The sequence below is a fragment of the Microbacterium saperdae genome, assembly GCF_006716345.1.
Classification (GTDB): domain Bacteria; phylum Actinomycetota; class Actinomycetes; order Actinomycetales; family Microbacteriaceae; genus Microbacterium; species Microbacterium saperdae.
Genome location: NZ_VFOX01000002.1, coordinates 976220 through 991680, shown reverse-complemented (window position 1 = coordinate 991680; position 15461 = coordinate 976220). Strand labels below are relative to the sequence as shown.

Annotated in this window: 15 protein-coding genes; 10 read left to right on the top strand and 5 right to left on the bottom strand. The window is 68.9% G+C overall.

Annotated elements, in window-relative coordinates; genetic code table 11:
* Nucleotides 1-67: 67 nt before the first annotated feature.
* Genes FB560_RS19310 through FB560_RS19300 form a run of 3 tightly spaced genes read right to left on the bottom strand, consistent with a single transcriptional unit; the run spans nucleotide 68 to nucleotide 3190 of the window.
* The gene (locus tag FB560_RS19310) at nucleotides 68-1399 is read right to left on the bottom strand and encodes a phenylacetate--CoA ligase family protein (RefSeq protein WP_141874331.1); all 1332 of its coding nucleotides are present in this window, start codon (nucleotides 1397-1399) and stop codon (nucleotides 68-70) included.
* On the bottom strand, nucleotides 1396-2454 hold the full coding sequence (locus FB560_RS19305; protein WP_141874330.1) for a glycosyltransferase family protein: 1059 nt from the start codon (nucleotides 2452-2454) through the stop codon (nucleotides 1396-1398). Before FB560_RS19305 ends, FB560_RS19310 begins: the two co-directional genes overlap by 4 nt.
* On the bottom strand, nucleotides 2447-3190 hold the full coding sequence (locus tag FB560_RS19300; RefSeq protein ID WP_211350007.1) for a CDP-alcohol phosphatidyltransferase family protein: 744 nt from the start codon (nucleotides 3188-3190) through the stop codon (nucleotides 2447-2449). The genes FB560_RS19305 and FB560_RS19300 overlap by 8 nt, the downstream gene beginning before the upstream one ends.
* A gap of 97 nt (nucleotides 3191-3287) precedes the next feature.
* Between FB560_RS19300 and FB560_RS19295 the strand changes: the two genes are divergently transcribed.
* From FB560_RS19295 to FB560_RS19270, 6 genes are all read left to right on the top strand, one after another.
* Nucleotides 3288-4220: a glycosyltransferase family 2 protein gene (locus tag FB560_RS19295; RefSeq protein ID WP_141874329.1), complete on the top strand. Its 933-nt coding sequence runs from the start codon at nucleotides 3288-3290 to the stop codon at nucleotides 4218-4220.
* 63 nt (nucleotides 4221-4283) lie between these two features.
* Nucleotides 4284-4931 carry a hypothetical protein gene (locus FB560_RS19290; protein WP_141874328.1) on the top strand — a complete coding sequence of 216 codons (648 nt, stop codon included), beginning with the start codon at nucleotides 4284-4286 and terminating at the stop codon, nucleotides 4929-4931.
* Nucleotides 4932-4945: 14 nt separating this feature from the next.
* A complete protein-coding gene (locus FB560_RS19285; protein ID WP_141874327.1) occupies nucleotides 4946-6202 on the top strand; it encodes a hypothetical protein in 1257 nt (418 codons plus the stop codon).
* 94 nt (nucleotides 6203-6296) lie between these two features.
* The gene (gene rfbA, locus FB560_RS19280) at nucleotides 6297-7169 is read left to right on the top strand and encodes a glucose-1-phosphate thymidylyltransferase RfbA (RefSeq protein ID WP_141874326.1); all 873 of its coding nucleotides are present in this window, start codon (nucleotides 6297-6299) and stop codon (nucleotides 7167-7169) included.
* Nucleotides 7166-8164 (top strand): dTDP-glucose 4,6-dehydratase, encoded by a 999-nt coding sequence (gene rfbB, locus FB560_RS19275; RefSeq protein ID WP_141874325.1) that lies wholly within the window; start codon nucleotides 7166-7168, stop codon nucleotides 8162-8164. The genes rfbA and rfbB overlap by 4 nt, the downstream gene beginning before the upstream one ends.
* Nucleotides 8164-9579 carry a sugar nucleotide-binding protein gene (locus tag FB560_RS19270; RefSeq protein WP_141874324.1) on the top strand — a complete coding sequence of 472 codons (1416 nt, stop codon included), beginning with the start codon at nucleotides 8164-8166 and terminating at the stop codon, nucleotides 9577-9579. The genes rfbB and FB560_RS19270 overlap by 1 nt, the downstream gene beginning before the upstream one ends.
* Here FB560_RS19270 and FB560_RS19265 read toward each other — a convergent pair.
* Nucleotides 9576-10784 carry a glycosyltransferase gene (locus FB560_RS19265; RefSeq protein WP_141874323.1) on the bottom strand — a complete coding sequence of 403 codons (1209 nt, stop codon included), beginning with the start codon at nucleotides 10782-10784 and terminating at the stop codon, nucleotides 9576-9578. The two genes, FB560_RS19270 and FB560_RS19265, sit on opposite strands and share 4 nt — an antisense overlap.
* 189 nt (nucleotides 10785-10973) lie before the next feature.
* On the opposite strand from FB560_RS19265, the gene FB560_RS19260 reads away from it, so the two are divergent.
* Nucleotides 10974-11429 (top strand): adenylyltransferase/cytidyltransferase family protein, encoded by a 456-nt coding sequence (locus tag FB560_RS19260; protein WP_141874322.1) that lies wholly within the window; start codon nucleotides 10974-10976, stop codon nucleotides 11427-11429.
* Nucleotides 11430-11458: 29 nt separating this feature from the next.
* Here FB560_RS19260 and FB560_RS19255 read toward each other — a convergent pair whose 3' ends face one another.
* Nucleotides 11459-11851, bottom strand: a complete 393-nt coding sequence (locus tag FB560_RS19255) for an SIP domain-containing protein (protein ID WP_141874321.1) — start codon at nucleotides 11849-11851, stop codon at nucleotides 11459-11461.
* A gap of 84 nt (nucleotides 11852-11935) precedes the next feature.
* On the opposite strand from FB560_RS19255, the gene FB560_RS19250 reads away from it, so the two are divergent.
* From FB560_RS19250 to FB560_RS19240, 3 genes are read left to right on the top strand one after another with little or no spacing between them, the layout of a single operon-like run.
* Nucleotides 11936-12199 carry a glutaredoxin family protein gene (locus FB560_RS19250; protein ID WP_141874320.1) on the top strand — a complete coding sequence of 88 codons (264 nt, stop codon included), beginning with the start codon at nucleotides 11936-11938 and terminating at the stop codon, nucleotides 12197-12199.
* A gap of 43 nt (nucleotides 12200-12242) precedes the next feature.
* Nucleotides 12243-13622, top strand: a complete 1380-nt coding sequence (locus FB560_RS19245; protein ID WP_141874319.1) for an MFS transporter — start codon at nucleotides 12243-12245, stop codon at nucleotides 13620-13622.
* A gap of 58 nt (nucleotides 13623-13680) precedes the next feature.
* Nucleotides 13681-15447: an aldehyde dehydrogenase family protein gene (locus tag FB560_RS19240; protein WP_141874318.1), complete on the top strand. Its 1767-nt coding sequence runs from the start codon at nucleotides 13681-13683 to the stop codon at nucleotides 15445-15447.
* Nucleotides 15448-15461: the final 14 nt, after the last annotated feature.

The window sequence follows — 15461 nt, the reverse complement described above, 5'->3', positions numbered from 1 at the left end:
ATACAGATGATCCTGAAGATTGTTGCCGAACCGAGATATTACGCGGCGCCCTTCCCCGCGGTCGTCTTCAGGAGGTCGCGGGAACAGCGCTGCGGATGAACCGCATCTTTCCGCCGACCTGCGGGATGCTGTCGACCCTCTCGACGGTGACCGGCACGATCCCCTTGGTCGCGAAACGCAGCTTCTCCGCGGCCGCGTCGATGCCCGTCTGCGCATCGGGCCGGTCGCTGGGGATGCATCGGAGCGTCACCGAGTAGTCCGCCTCCTGCACGATCTCGAACTGGCGGATGGAGAGCGGGAAGTCGTCGAAGATGTGCCCCAGCGCTCCGGCGATGGTCGTGCCGTCCGGCAGCCGGACCGCATCCGAGGACCGTCCGGAGATCGCGCCGAGCCGGGGAAGTCCCCGTCCGCACGCGCAGGTACCCGGCAGAAGGCGACTGATGTCTCCGAGCCGGTATCGGATCACGGGGAACACACGATTCGTCAGGTCGCTCACCACGACCTCCCCCTCGACGCCGTCGGGGACGACCTCGTCTGCGGCATCGACGATCTCGACGCGGCGCACATCCGCGAACACGTGCAGACCGCTCTGGTGCGCGCACTCGCCGGCCATCCAGGGGATCTCCGCCGAGCGGTAGTGATCGAAGCAGGGTGCACCGAAGGCCGTCTCGATCTCGGCGCGGGTCCCCGCCGTCAGCGGCGCTGCGGTCACTGCGACCGCACGCGGCGGCGTCAGCGTGAGTCCGAGTCGCTGCAGGCGCCGTACGGCGTCGAGCACGCCACCGCCATAGCCGATGAGGAAGCGCGGACGAACCCGGTTCCAGGAGCGCGCGAACTCGGCCACTGCCTCATCGGTGATCTGGAAGGCGTCCAACTGCACGCGCCGTGACGGCAACCACCCGAGGTCGTGACGGATCCGCGCCGCACCGGTGAGGACGTGACGGGTGACGATGCCACGGTCGTCCCACGGTCGCACACCCCACCATTCGAACAGGCGCCATTCCAAGGCGCGCGCCGGGAAGCGGAGGTCGCGCAGCAGATGCAGCGGCAGTCCGGTGCTGCCACCGGTCTTCGACACCACGCTCGTGCGGTCGTTCGCCTCATCGGTGCGGATGCGGTCGAAGTTCTCGCGCAACATGGCCTTGTCGACGATCGGCAGCGCTGAGAACGCGGCGGGGTCGCGGAGATCATCGGCCGAGAACCCGTGTGACGAGTAGAGCTCGCGGTAGAACGGACTGTGGCCGAAGGCGAACTGCGCGTGCTCGGCCGATCGGCGGGCCGAGACCTCGGCGATCGCCTCGGGGTCGAGGGCGTCCATCGCCAGGAACTCGCGATAGGCGTCGGTGCTGCTACGGCCGCCGAGAGCCGTCTTGATCCGGAACGCCGCTTCCCGCATCATGATCCGGCTCCGGTCCGTCCTCGTGGACGTCCGCCAGCGCGGCGTCCGTGCAGCGCGGCGCGATAGGCGGCGGCGTGTGCCGCTCCGGCATCCACCCACTCCCGTCGCGAAAGGTCCGGCCGATCCGCCGTGATCTCACGCACCGACTGCAACGCGCGCAGCAGGCCGGGCCCGTCGAGCTCGCCGTCGTACATCTGCACCCACTCGGGACCGACCTCGCGCGCGAGCGCCTCGTTCGGGTCGTTCCGGGGCACCAGCACCGGTCGATCGAGGGAGAGAGCAGCCAGCACACTGCCCGAGTTGTGCATGAAACGGTAGGCGAGCACCACGAGCTCCGACGAGCTGACCAGCTCGACGAGCTCCTCATCGCTGAGGAACTCCAGTTGCAGGGTCACCCCCGGGAGGTCGGCCACACGGGCCCGCAGGTCGTCGGCGAGCTCCGTGCTGGATGCCTTGCCGCCGATCACCATGCTGATGCCGTCATCGATCGCGACGGCCTCCGCGTAGGCGTCCACGAATCCGGAGACCCCCTTGTATCGACGCACTCCCCCGAAGGTGCCGAGCCTTCCGCGTATGGCCACGGCATCCGGCTCCGGCCGATACCAGTCCCGGTAGTGGCCATGCAGGATGAGCGACTGCGCGGTCCCGGCCGGGAGCGGTGTCGTCTCGTTCAGGACGATGCGGTGATCGGCCTGACGATCGATCCTGCGCAGCAGCCACAGCCGCGCGGCGTTGTCGTCGGGGAGGTCGAGATTGTGCACGGTCCGGACGACCGCGATGTTCCGAGCGAGCGCGTGACGCAACGCGAGCAGGGAGGCCAGCGCGTACTTCCCGACCGACGAGACCCTGCTGCCGCCGTGCAGCTTGACCTCGGGCCAGTGCCAGTGGAAGACGTCGTAGCGACCGAGCAGTGCCCCCCGCCAGGAGAACCGCAGGTGCTCCACCTCGTCGGACGAGGAGAGCGCCTGGTCGAGCATCGTGATGTACGGGTTCGTGGTCACGCGCGGCGCCCCGAAGGACTGCATCACGCGCAGGGGGCGGGTGGACTCAGGCATGGGCCTCCAATCCGCGGATCGAGCGGTACCAGCGCATCGCCGCCAGGAAGAGCATGAGCGCGTTGATGGCCGCGAGAACCGTGTAGACCACCATGAATCCCGGCTGCCACCAGAGCAGGACGAACGAGAGGCTCAGGAAGCCGTAGTCCGTCGGAATCACCGCGAGCGAATACAGCGAGCCCGAGCGCCACGCCTCGCGCGGCGCCTCCGCGGTCTCGACAGGAGCCTGCAGGCGGTGGATGCGGCGGAGGAAGTCGGCGGCCATGATCCCGAAGAAGAAGGTGTTCGCGATCGCCGCGAAGGCGAGCGGCACGAGCAGCCACGCCTCATCGATCTCGTAGAAGCGGAACCAGCACACGAGCACCGCGAGATGGATGGTGGCGAGCTTGAGCGAGTCGAAGAAGTGGTCGAGCCACTCCCCGGCGAGCGAGCCGGTGCCGGTGAGCCGCGCGAGCTGTCCATCGGCCGAATCGAGTGCGTACCCCAGGACGAGGAGCACGGCCACGAGCACGGATGACCACACGGTGGGCGTGAGCAGCGCGATCAACGCGACACCGCTGAGCGTGCAGAGGGCGCTGACCATCGTGACCTGCGTCGGCGTCATCCCGATCGCATAGGCGGTCGCCGCGAGCGGTCGACCGAGCGGACGATTCACGTACCGCGAGTACGCCGCCGCGCCTTTCGACGACTTCTGCGCCTGCTTCAACCGCGACATGGCGGCTCGGATCTCTGACACGACAACTCCCCCAGGCGGCGCCGAAATGTAGCCTTCACTATATCGACAGGGTCCATTCCACGGAGATCGGATCCGCAACGCCAGGGGAGCACCACCGATGAGCACGTCACGAGTGCTGGGGATCATCGTCGTCAACTACGCGTCATCGCACCTGCTGGAGGTGAATCTGGCGGCGACGGCCGCAGCGGTCCCGGACGCCAGGATCATCGTCGTCGACAACCTCTCCAGCCCTGCGGAGCGGGAACGGGTCGGCACCTTGTGCGAGGAACACGGCTGGCATCTGGTGGCCATGCCCGACAACGCCGGCTTCGGCGGAGGGGTGAACGCCGGCGCAGCCCTCGCCTTCGACGAGCTCGGCGCGACCGACATCCTGCTGCTCAACCCGGACGCCCACATCGACTCCCGGTCGACGTCCGCGTTGGCATCGGCCACGGCGGACGGCATGACCCTCGCATCCCCGCGCGTCGAGGACGCCGACGGGCGCACGTGGTTCGCCGGGATGGACGTCTACCTCGACGACGGGTCGATGGGGGGCCCTCGGCGGCGACGGGAGCAGCCGGACGCGCGGCGGCTCCCTTGGCTCAGCGGCGCGTGCCTGTGGGTGCCCCGCGCCCTCTGGGAGCGCGTGGGCGGCTTCCACCACGACTATTTCCTGTACTGGGAAGACGTCGACATCTCGGTGCGTGCGAGCAGAGCGGGAGCGCGACTTCTCGTCGTCGAGGAGGCGATCGCCGTGCACGACGAGGGAGCCACCCATCGCTCCACGTCTCAACGACCAGAGGCCAAGTCCGCGCTCTACTACTACTACAACATCCGGAACAGACTCCTCTTCGCGGCGCTGCTGCTGGACCGCGCGGATGCCGATGCCTGGTCGCGCACCGCGTTCCGCAACGCCTGGCAGGTGCTCCTGCGTGGCGGGCGTCGCCAGTTCCTGCATCCGATCGCCCCTCTCCGCGCCGCCTGGCGGGGGGTCCGCGACGGACGCCGCCTGATGTCGGACGCTCTCTCGCAGAGGAACGCATCGGTCTAAACTCTGATCACGCCGCCCGTTCTCGCGGGCGACACCACGGGGTATCAGCATGGGGGTCATACGGTGGAATCAACTGAGGAGTCGACGCCGAACCGCCGGCGCGCCTGGATCACGCTCTCGATCCTGTTCGCGGTGATCGCCCTGGCCGTCGTGGGAGCCCTCGTCGTCCCGTCGCTGCTGTCGGGCACGCCATCGGCGACGCCGTCGTCCTCCGCGACGCCCACCGTGCCGCCGCGCGACATCCTGAACCCCGATGCCCCCCGGCCCACCCAGACGCCCACCCCCGCACCTGTGGAGAGCGACGCCCCGTTCGCCGAGCTCTCGCCGGTCGCACCCGATGCGACGATCGTCGCGGACGGTGGCATCGAGATCTCGTTGTCGAGCGTGCAGGCCGTGCAGGGTGAGGCCACCACCGCCGGAGAGACCTCCGGCCCGGCGATCCGCGCCACTGTGCGGGTCGTGAACACCGGCACCGAGCCGCTCGATCTCGAGTACATCGCCGTCAACGCCTATTCGGGCAAGGACAGGGCGCCCGCGGGCATCCTGACCCAGCCGGGCGGCGCCCCGTTCGAAGGATCGCTCGCTCCGGGCGAGTCCGCCGACGGCACGTACCTGTTCTCGATCGCCGAAGCCGACCGCGAAGATGTCACCCTCACCGTGGACTACCTCTTCGGCTCGAAGGTGGCCGTGTTCCGCGGAGACCTTCGCTGACCGGCACCGAGAGCATGCTCCGCACGGAGAAATACACGACGACGTCGATCATCGCCGCCGCCGCTGCCGCGGCGTCGGCGATCCGCTACCAGTTCGGTCCCGGCGTCAGCCTGTCGCTGCTCGTCGCCGTGGTCCTGATCCCCGTCTGGTGGCCGGCGATGAAGGAGTACCGCTTCGCCCGCCCGCTGCTGGGCCTCGCCGCCGCAGCGGCGGTGTGGGGCGTGGTGCTGACGATCTTCGAGACGGTGCGGCCGACCTCGTCCTCGCTGATGATGGAGCAGACCTTCACCCTGCTCTCGCTCGCGGGGGGAATCGGGGTGCTGCTGTGGGTCCGCAGCCAGCTCGGAATCGCCGCCACGGCGGTCGCCTTCGGCGTGGGCGCTCTGGTGAACGTGGCGCTCACGGGCGGCAACTCCGCGAACCTCTGGAAGTACTCGCTCGCCGTGCCCGTCATCATCATCGTCCTGGGACTCACGTCCTCGAGTGCACGGCGATGGCTCGACCTCCTCGCACTCGCCGCCCTCGCCGCCGTCTGCCTGGTATCGGACTCGCGATCGATGACGTCCTTCCTTCTGCTCTCGGGCGTGATCGTGCTGTGGCAGTCGTTCATGCCGCCGGGCCGGCGCCGCCCGCGACCCGCACAGACGCTGATCCTGCTGGGGCTGCTGAGCGTCGCGGCTTTCAGCCTCCTGCAGGCGCTCATCCTCGATGGCGCGCTCGGCGATGCCGCGCAACAGCGCACTCAGGCGCAGATCGACACCTCCGGTTCGCTGATCGCCGGGGGACGACCGGAGCTGGGAGCGGCGACGGCGCTCATCTCCCACCGTCCGCAGGGGTTCGGCAGCGGGGTGCTCCCGACCTCGCAGGACGTCTGGATCGCGAAGACCGGCATGAGCGGACTCAACTACGACCCCAACAACGGCTACGTGGAGGGGTACATGTTCGGCGGGCAGTACGAGGTCCACTCCGTGCTCGGCGACATGTGGCTGCGCTTCGGGCCGCTCGGCGCCGCTTTCTCATTGATGCTCGTCGTGTGCGCGGTGTATGCGGTGGCTCGCAGCGTGTCGATCAAGGCGGCATCCGGGCTCGCGGTCCTGCTGGTCCTGCTCGGCGCCTGGGACACGTTCTTCAGCCCGCTTCTGACCTCGTCGCGCACCCTCGCGCTGCTGTTCGCCCTCACCGCCATTCCGCTGGCTGAACTCGCGCACCGACGTCGGGGCGGAACGGAATCAGTTCCGCTCGGTGCGGACTCGCCTCGTCCGACCCGCTAGAGTCGAGCGGAACGACTGTGGGGGTCGTGGGCGGTTGGGGAACCGTCGATCACGCGACGCCACCATGGACATCGACGTTTTCACAAGGGGGATCATGAAGGGCATCATTCTCGCGGGCGGATCCGGAACGCGACTGCATCCGATCACCCTGGGAGTCTCCAAGCAGCTCATCCCGGTGTACGACAAGCCGATGGTCTACTACCCCCTTTCGACGCTCATGCTCGCCGGCATCCGCGACATCCTCGTGATCACGACCCCGCACGACGCCGCGCACTTCGAACGGCTTCTCGGCGACGGATCGCAGTTCGGCATCTCGCTCACCTTCGCGCAGCAGGAGTCGCCGGACGGCCTCGCGCAGGCCTTCACGATCGGCGCCGACTTCATCGGCGATGACAGCGTCGCGCTCGTCCTCGGCGACAACCTGCTCTACGGTCCCGGCCTCGGTACGCAGCTCAAGCGCTTCGCCGACATCGACGGCGGCGCGGTCTTCGCGTATTGGGTGGCGGAGCCGCAGGCCTACGGTGTCGTCTCGTTCGATGAGAACGGGCAGGCGGTCTCCCTGGAGGAGAAGCCGAAGGACCCGCAGAGCAACTACGCGGTCCCCGGTCTGTACTTCTACGACAACGACGTCGTCGAGATCGCGCGCACCCTCGCCCCGAGCGCCCGCGGCGAGTACGAGATCACCGACGTCAACCGCGAGTACCTGCAGCGCAAGAAGCTCCAGGTCGAGGTGCTCCCCCGTGGAACCGCCTGGCTCGACACCGGGACGTTCGACCAGATGACGGATGCCGCCGACTACGTGCGCACCATGGAGCGCCGCACCGGCATGAAGATCGGTGTTCCCGAAGAGGTCGCCTGGCGACAGGGCTTCCTGGACGACGAACAGCTGCGGGCACGCGCCGAGGCGCTCGTGAAGTCCGGGTACGGCTCCTACCTGCTCGATCTGCTGGAACGAGGACACCGATGACCCGCCTGCTCGTGACCGGGGGTGCCGGCTTCATCGGCTCCAACTTCGTCCACCACGTCGTCGCGCACACCGATGCGCAGGTGACGGTGCTCGACAAGCTCACCTACGCCGGGAACCGCGCCTCGTTGGCGGGCCTTCCCGCCGACCGCGTCGAGCTCGTCAAGGGCGACATCATGGATGCCGCGCTCGTCGATTCGCTCTTCGCCCAGACCGACGCGGTGGTGCACTACGCCGCCGAGTCGCACAACGACAACTCGCTGCACGACCCGCGGCCCTTCCTCGACACCAACATCATGGGGACGTACACGCTCCTCGAAGCGGCCCGCCGGCACGAGCGACGGTTCCACCACATCTCCACGGACGAGGTGTACGGGGATCTCGAGCTCGACGACCCGCAGCGGTTCACCGAGCAGACCCCGTACAACCCCTCCTCGCCGTACTCCTCCACGAAGGCCGGCAGCGACCTGCTCGTGCGGGCGTGGGTACGCTCCTTCGGGGTGCAGGCCACGATCTCGAACTGCTCGAACAACTACGGCCCGTACCAGCACGTCGAGAAGTTCATCCCGCGGCAGATCACGAACGTGCTGCGCGGCATCCGCCCCAAGCTCTACGGCGCGGGGCACAACGTGCGCGACTGGATCCACGCCGACGACCACTCCTCGGCGGTGCTGACCATCCTCGACAAGGGCGTGATCGGAGAGACGTATCTGATCGGCGCCGACGGCGAGAAGGACAACCGGTCGGTGATCGAGCTCATCCTCACGCAGATGGGCCAGCCGGCCGACGCCTACGACCACGTGACCGATCGGGCTGGGCACGACCTGCGCTACGCGATCGACTCGACGCGACTGCGCACCGAGCTGGGCTGGGCACCGCGCTACTCCGACTTCGAGTCCGGACTCGCCTCGACGATCGACTGGTACCGCGACAACGAGGACTGGTGGGCCCCGTCCAAGGACGCCACCGAGTCCTTCTACGCCTCCAAGGGGCAGTGATGACCGCGTTCGGCAAGGCGCTCACGGTCACCGAGACGTCGATCCCCGGTCTCCTCCTCGTCGACCTCCCGGTGCACGGCGACTCCCGCGGCTGGTTCAAGGAGAACTGGCAGCGCGAGAAGATGGTCGCCGCCGGCCTGCCCGACTTCGGGCCGGTGCAGAACAACGTCTCGTTCAACGATGCCGTCGGCACCACCCGCGGGATCCACGCGGAGCCGTGGGACAAGTGGGTGTCGGTCGCCACCGGCAAGATCTTCGGCGCCTGGGTCGACCTGCGCGAGGGAGCCACGTTCGGCACGGTGTTCACGGCCGAGATCGACCCGTCACGGGCGATCCTGGTGCCGCGCGGGGTCGGGAACTCGTACCAGACGCTCGAGCCCGACACCGCGTACGCCTACCTCGTCAACGACCACTGGTCGCCCGACGCGGAGTACTCGTTCCTGAATCTCGCGGATGAGACCGCGGCGATCGCGTGGCCGATCCCGCTCGCCGATGTCGAGATCTCGGCCAAGGACCTCGGGCACCCGCGCCTGGCAGGGGTGACACCGATCCGACCTCGCAAGATCCTCGTGATCGGCGCATCCGGTCAGCTGGGCACGGCGCTGCGCGCAGAGCTCGGCGATGCGGCGCACGTCGAGTACACGACGCGCGAGACCTTCGACCTGGCAGACACCGACCTCCCGAGCGCGCGCCGCTGGCGCGACTACGGCACGATCATCAACGCCGGCGCGTACACCGCCGTCGACCTCGCCGAGACGCCGGCCGGCCGCCGTGACGCCTGGGCGGCCAACGTGACCGGTGTCGCCGCGCTCGCCCGCATCGTGACCGAGAACGGCCTCACGCTCGTGCACGTGTCGAGCGACTACGTGTTCGACGGCGCGCAGGCCGAGCCCTACACGGAGTCCGACCCCGTGCAGCCGCTCGGCGTCTACGGGCAGACCAAGGCTGCCGGCGATGCCGTCGTCGCCACGGTGCCACGTCACTACATCGTGCGCACCTCGTGGGTGATCGGCGAGGGGAAGAACTTCGTGCGCACCATGGCGTCGCTCGCCGAGCGCGGCATCGCGCCGCGCGTGGTCGGGGATCAGATCGGACGGCTCACCTTCACGGCCGACCTCGCCTCCGCGATCGCGCATCTGCTCGCGGAACGGCCGGCCTACGGCGTGTACAACGTGACGGGCGCAGGCGAACCGCAGTCCTGGGCCGACGTGGCGCGGGCCGTCTACCGCCTCACCGGCCACGACCCCTCCGGGGTGAGCGACGTGACGACCGCGGAGTACTTCGCCGGCCAGGCAGGACCCGTGGCCCCGCGACCGCTCAACAGCGTGCTCGACCTGGGTCGCATCACCGCGGCAGGCTGGACGCCGCGAGAAGCGGCGCTCTCCCTCGAGGCGTACCTGGCGGCGGCCGTCTAGAGCTCGCCGGGCTTCATGGCCTCGGCGTCGATGGCACGGATGACACGGAGCGTCGCGGTGTCGGCCTTCGGCTCCCGAGCCTCGTCCGTGCCGCGCCGCGGGGCGTAGACCACGAGCGAGTGGAAGAGGAATCGGGCGAAGAACGCCACGATGAGCGAGAGCCCGGTGGCCAGCACGCTCGAGATGTGCCAGGTCTCGACCATCAGCGCCATCACCGGGATGCGCACCGCGGCTTCGACGTTGTTGAACGCGAACGAGGTGACGAAGCGGAGGCCGAGTCCCCGGGCATCCGTGCGCATGTCGGCGAAGACGAACCGCTCCTGCAGGATGAAGTTGCCGATGATCGTCACCTCGGCCCCGATGATCGCGGCCCAGATGTAGGGCACACCGAGCGCGACCAGGAGCCACATGATGCCGAGGTTCGCGACGGCTCCGATCACGCCGATGATCGCGAACAACGACATCTTGCCGAAGCGGAGGCGTGCGAGGTGGGCGACGAACGTGACGCCCTGGCGCAGACTCGCCTTGGATGTGCCGTGGCGACGTTCCGCGAACTCCATCGGGATCTCGGCGATGCGCAGATCCGTGCGCGCGAGGATCTCGAGCAGGATCTTGAATCCCTGCGGCCGCAGTGCGGCGACGTCCACCCTCCGGCGGTCGACGAGGAAGAAGCCGGTCATCGGGTCGGTGCTGCGAGCCAGACGGATGGGGAACATCGCCCTCGTCAGCCAGGTCGCCGCACGAGACACCCCGAACCGCACGGCAGTGCCCAGTCCGCTCGTGTCACCACCGCCCACGTAGCGCGAGGCGGCGACCACGTCGGCGTCGCCCTCGGCGAAGCGGTCCAGCAGTGCAGGCAGGAGCTCGGGCGGATGCTGCAGGTCGCCGTCCATCACGATGCAGATGTCCGATTCCGCGGCGGAGAGACCGACGACCACGGCGCCGCCGAGTCCCCCGGTGTTCTCGGTGCGGTGGATGACCCGTACCGGTACCGGCGCGTCTGCGGCCACGCGGGCGACCTCGGCGGCCGTGTCATCGGTGCTGTCGTCGACGAACAGGATCTCGGCGTCGCGACCGCGGAGAGCCGCCGCCGTGCGCTCCACGAGCTCGGCGACATTGTCGCGCTCGTTGAAGGTCGGCACGATGATCGTCACCGCTGTCCCCACGCGCCGCCCTCCCCCTGATGTCTGGCCTGCGGCACCCATCGTCGCACGGGTTCCTGTGGGGTGAGAAACCCGCGGGCACGGGCGCACGCGCGCGCGGGCGAGGAGTCGTCGGTCACACGATCGGGGGTCGCATCGGCGTGCTTCCGTCCGCTAGACTGACCCGATGCGGCTGTGGGAGTCGCTGGCGGATGGGGATCCGCTCTGGGGATTTATTGATCTGGGGAGATCATGGGGACGCGTATCGGCTATGCCGCGGGAGCTTTCGACCTTTTTCACGTCGGGCACCTCAACCTTCTTCGTCACGCCAAGCAGCAGTGCGACATTCTGATCGCCGGCGTCGTGAGTGACGAGATGCTGCGCCAGGTGAAGGGCATCGAGCCCGTCATCCCGACGGCGGAGCGCGCGGAGATCGTGAGTCACATCTCATTCGTCGACGATGTCTACGTCGAGACGAGCCCGTCGAAGCTGGACGCCTGGGAAGACGTGCGATTCACGCACTTCTTCAAGGGCGACGACTGGCGTGGCACCGACAAAGGGCTGCGCCTCGAGCGCGAGTTCGCCGAAGTGGGCGTCGAGGTCGTGTACTTCCCGTACACCGCGCACACCTCCAGCTCGGCACTGCGCCGCGCCCTCGACGCGATCACCGCAGGCGCGAATGCGCAGCCGGTGGCAGCCTCGCGCTGATCCGACGACCGCTGCCCCGAGGCAGCGAATCAGTTCGCGACGCCCAGCAGACTTCGGGCCATGCGCGCCACGTGGGGTGGCGTGTGTGGCCCGAGCCATACCGTCCAGTGCGCGGGCGGCTCGGTGCAGGTCCACTCGACGCACCAGGCATGCACGGCGTTCGCGAGACGCTCACCCTTGGTGTGCGCGCGGATGCCGTCGCCGCGCAGCAGCCATCGCACCGAGACACCCTCGGGGACGTCGATATGGCGGTACTGGATCCGCGCGGCGGCCTCGAGGACGATCGCGCCCTGCGCGTCCCACGGCAGTCGAGCGGCGATCCCGGCGATGACCGCCGCGTCCGCGGCGTCACCGGCGATCAGGACCGGACCTTCGATGTTATCCCAGTCCGGATCACTCAGATGTTCGCACGCACCATTCATGCCACCAAGTATAGGTAAGGCTACCCTTAGTGACAATCCCGAAACGGCGAAGCCCACTGCTCCCGACGGGCATACGCTTGATGTATGACTTCTCTCAACGACTCCACGATCACCCTGTTCGGCGCTGACTGGTGCCGCGACTGCATCCGCACCAAGAAGCAGCTCGATGAACTCGGCGTCGAGTACACCTACGTCGATCTGGTCGCCGACCCGTCCGCGGCCGATGTGGCCAAGGAGATCTCGGGACGCACGAACATCCCCGTGGTCGTCTACCCCGACTCCACGCACCACGTCGAGCCCGCGAACTCCGATGTCGAGTCCAAGCTCCGTGAGCTGTCGCTGATCTGACGCGCTCCGTCGCACCGCGCCCGCGCGCCGATACACTGGCGCGATGAGCACCGAGGCTCCTCCGGAACACGCATCCGTCCGCCTGTCCCCCCGCACGATCGTGCTGTACGCGATCGGCTCGCTGGGCACCGGCGGGTACGCCACGCTCCCCGGACTGGTGCTGACGTACTTCCTCACCGACAACCTCGGCGTCGCCGCACTCGCAGCAGGCCTCATCGTGACGGTCGCGAAGATCTGGGACGTCGTGATCGACCCGCTGATCGGTGCGGCCTCGGACCGGCAGCTCGCACGCACGGGTTCTCGCCGCGGCTTCATGGTCACCGGTGCGCTCGCGCTGCCCGTGTTCTTCGCGCTCACCTTCGCGGTGCCGCCGTCGTGGGGCCCCGTGACCGGCGCGATCTGCGTGCTCCTGGCATTCCTCGCCACCGCCACGGCGTTCAGCCTCTTCCAGGTGCCGTATGTCGCGTTGCCCGCCGAGCTCACGGGCAGCTACGACGAGCGCACCCGCCTGCTCGGCTGGCGCGTGGTCGTGCTGACCGCGTCGATCCTGCTGTTCGGCGCCGGTGGCCCCGCGCTGCGCAAGGCGGGCTCGGATCAGGTCATCGGCTACCTCCTGATGGGGATCGTCGCCGGCCTCGTGATCGGCATCGGCATGTTCATCGCGGCGCGCACGGCCGATATCGCGGCGGGCCGCACCTCCCCTGTCGGGCAGGCCGCCGTCGCGCCCGACGGCATCCGCGAGCAGTACCTCTCGGGCTTCCGCGCCCTGCGGCGCAGCCAGCCGTTCCGCGCACTGCTGGGCACCTTCCTGTTGCAGGCGCTCGCCACCGGCACCATGCTCGCCGGCGCGCAGTATGTCGCGACCTGGGTGCTCCGCTCCGAAGACGCCGTGACCTTCGTGTTCATCGCGCTCGTCGGACCTGCGCTGCTGGCCACCCCGGGATGGACCGTGATCGCGCGGCGCGTCGGCAAGGAGCGGGCGTTCGCGATGGCGAGCGTGCTGTTCACGCTGGCCGCCGCGTCCATCACGGCCGCGGTCTGGGCGCCGGGCGACTGGATCTTCGGCTCGGTCGCGGTCGCCGGCATCGCCTATGCCGGTCTGCAGTCGCTCCCGATGGCGATGCTCCCCGACGTCATCTCCCATGATGAGCGCACGAACGGTCATGGGCAGGCCGGGACCTTCACCGGCATCTGGACCGCAGGAGAGACCGTCGGCTTCGCCCTCGGCGCGACGGCGGTGTCACTGACCCTCGCCGCGACCGGGTACGTCTCCACCGTCGCCGGAGCCGCGGTCGCGCAGCCGGCGGAGGCCATCACGGGCATCGTGCTGAGCTTCAGCATCCTCCCCGCCGTCCTGATGCTCGCGAGCCTGCTCCCGCTGCGGCGCTACCGTCTGCGCCGTGCCGACATCGAGGTCTCGTGATCGAGGCATCGCCACAGGGGCGGCACCTAAGCTGGGATCCCGTCCGAAGGAGACTCCGATGACTTCTGCGACCACAACGGCCACCCCGGCGGCGAAGAGCGCGCCGACGAACGAGCTCAGCACCGACGAACGTACGCGGCTCGACTCCGCGATCGCCGAGCTGCAGACCGGATCGCGCACCTGGACCGCACTCGCGCTGACTCAGCGGGTGACCCTGCTGCGCGCCGTGCGCACGAGCGTCGCCGCTGCATCCGAGGACTGGGCGAACACCGCCGCCGCGTCTAAGGGGCTCGACGGACGCCATCCGCTCCGCGGCGAGGAGTGGCTCAGCGGCCCCTACAGCGTGCTCGGCGCACTCGACGCCTACATCGAGACGCTCTCGCGGCTGGCCGCCGGCACCAACCCGCTCGACGGGATCACGATCGATCGGGCACCGGGCGGACGCTCCCGCGTACACGCCTTCCCGCTCACGGGCATCGACAAGTTCCTGCTGTCGGGATACACCGGCGAGGTGTGGCTGGAACCCGGCGTCACCCCGAACACCGCCCGCGCCGCCGCGGGCCTCGCGCAGCGCACGCCGACCGTCTCGGGAGGCGTCGGCCTCGTGCTCGGGGCGGGCAACGTCACCTCGATCCCCGTGCTCGACGTGCTCTACGAACTCCTCGCCCACAATCGCACCGCCCTGCTCAAGGTCAATCCGACGCAGGACGCGCTGGTGCCGGTGTACAAGCGCGCCTTCGCACCGCTGATCGAGCCGGGTCTGGTGCGCATCGTGCGCGGAGGTCCCGAGGTCGGCGCCTACCTCACGGGGCACTCCGACCTGGCGCACGTGCACATCACCGGCTCCGCAGCGACCTTCGACGCGATCGTGTGGGGAACCGGGGCCGCGGCGAAGCGCCGACGCCGCGAGAACCGGCCGCAGCTCAAGAAGCCGATCACCGCGGAGCTGGGTGGCGTCTCGCCGATCATCGTCGTGCCGGGCGACTGGAGCGACGCCGACCTCACCTACCACGCCGAGCACATCGCGACGATGCGACTGCAGAACAGCGGACACAACTGCATCGCCGGACAGGTCGTGATCCTCTCCTCCGACTGGGCGCAGGCCGATGCCTTCCGCGCGGCGCTCCGCCGCGCCTATGCGAACGCCCCCGAACGGCCGATCTGGTATCCGGGCTCCCCCACGCGCATGCATCGCGCCGCAGACGACTACCCGGACGCCCTCGTGCTCGGCGACCGCGTGCTCGTGGAGATCGAAGGAGACGACGATCCGACGGCACTGCAGAACACGGAGTACTTCGCCCCGGTGCTCGGCGTCGTATCGGTGGCCGGCGCGGGACAGGAGTTCCTCGACGCCGCCGTCTCGTACGCGAACGATCGGCTCCAGGGCACCCTCGGGGCCAACCTCATCATCGCCCCCGCCACGGAGCGGGCGCTCGGCGGCGGTTTCGAGCGGGCGATCGCGAACCTCCGCTACGGCTCCATCGCGATCAACGGCTGGACGGCGTTCGGCTTCATCACCCCGACCATGACCTGGGGCGCGTTCCCCGGGAACACGATCGACGATGTGGGCAGTGGGATCGGCGTGGTGCACAACGCGCTCCTGCTCGACCACGTCGAGCGCTCCGTCATCCGCGGACCGTTCCGTCCACTGCCGCGATCGTTGCCGATCCTGAACGGCGGGGGTCGCCTGACCATCCTGCCGAAGCCGCCGTGGTTCGTGTCGGCGCGCACCGGTGCGGCCGTGAGCGAGGGCCTCACCCGCTTCCGCGCGAACGGCGGCGTGCTCGGACTCGTGAAGACGTTGACGAAGGCGCTGCAGGCCTGACTCCCGGCGCTGCG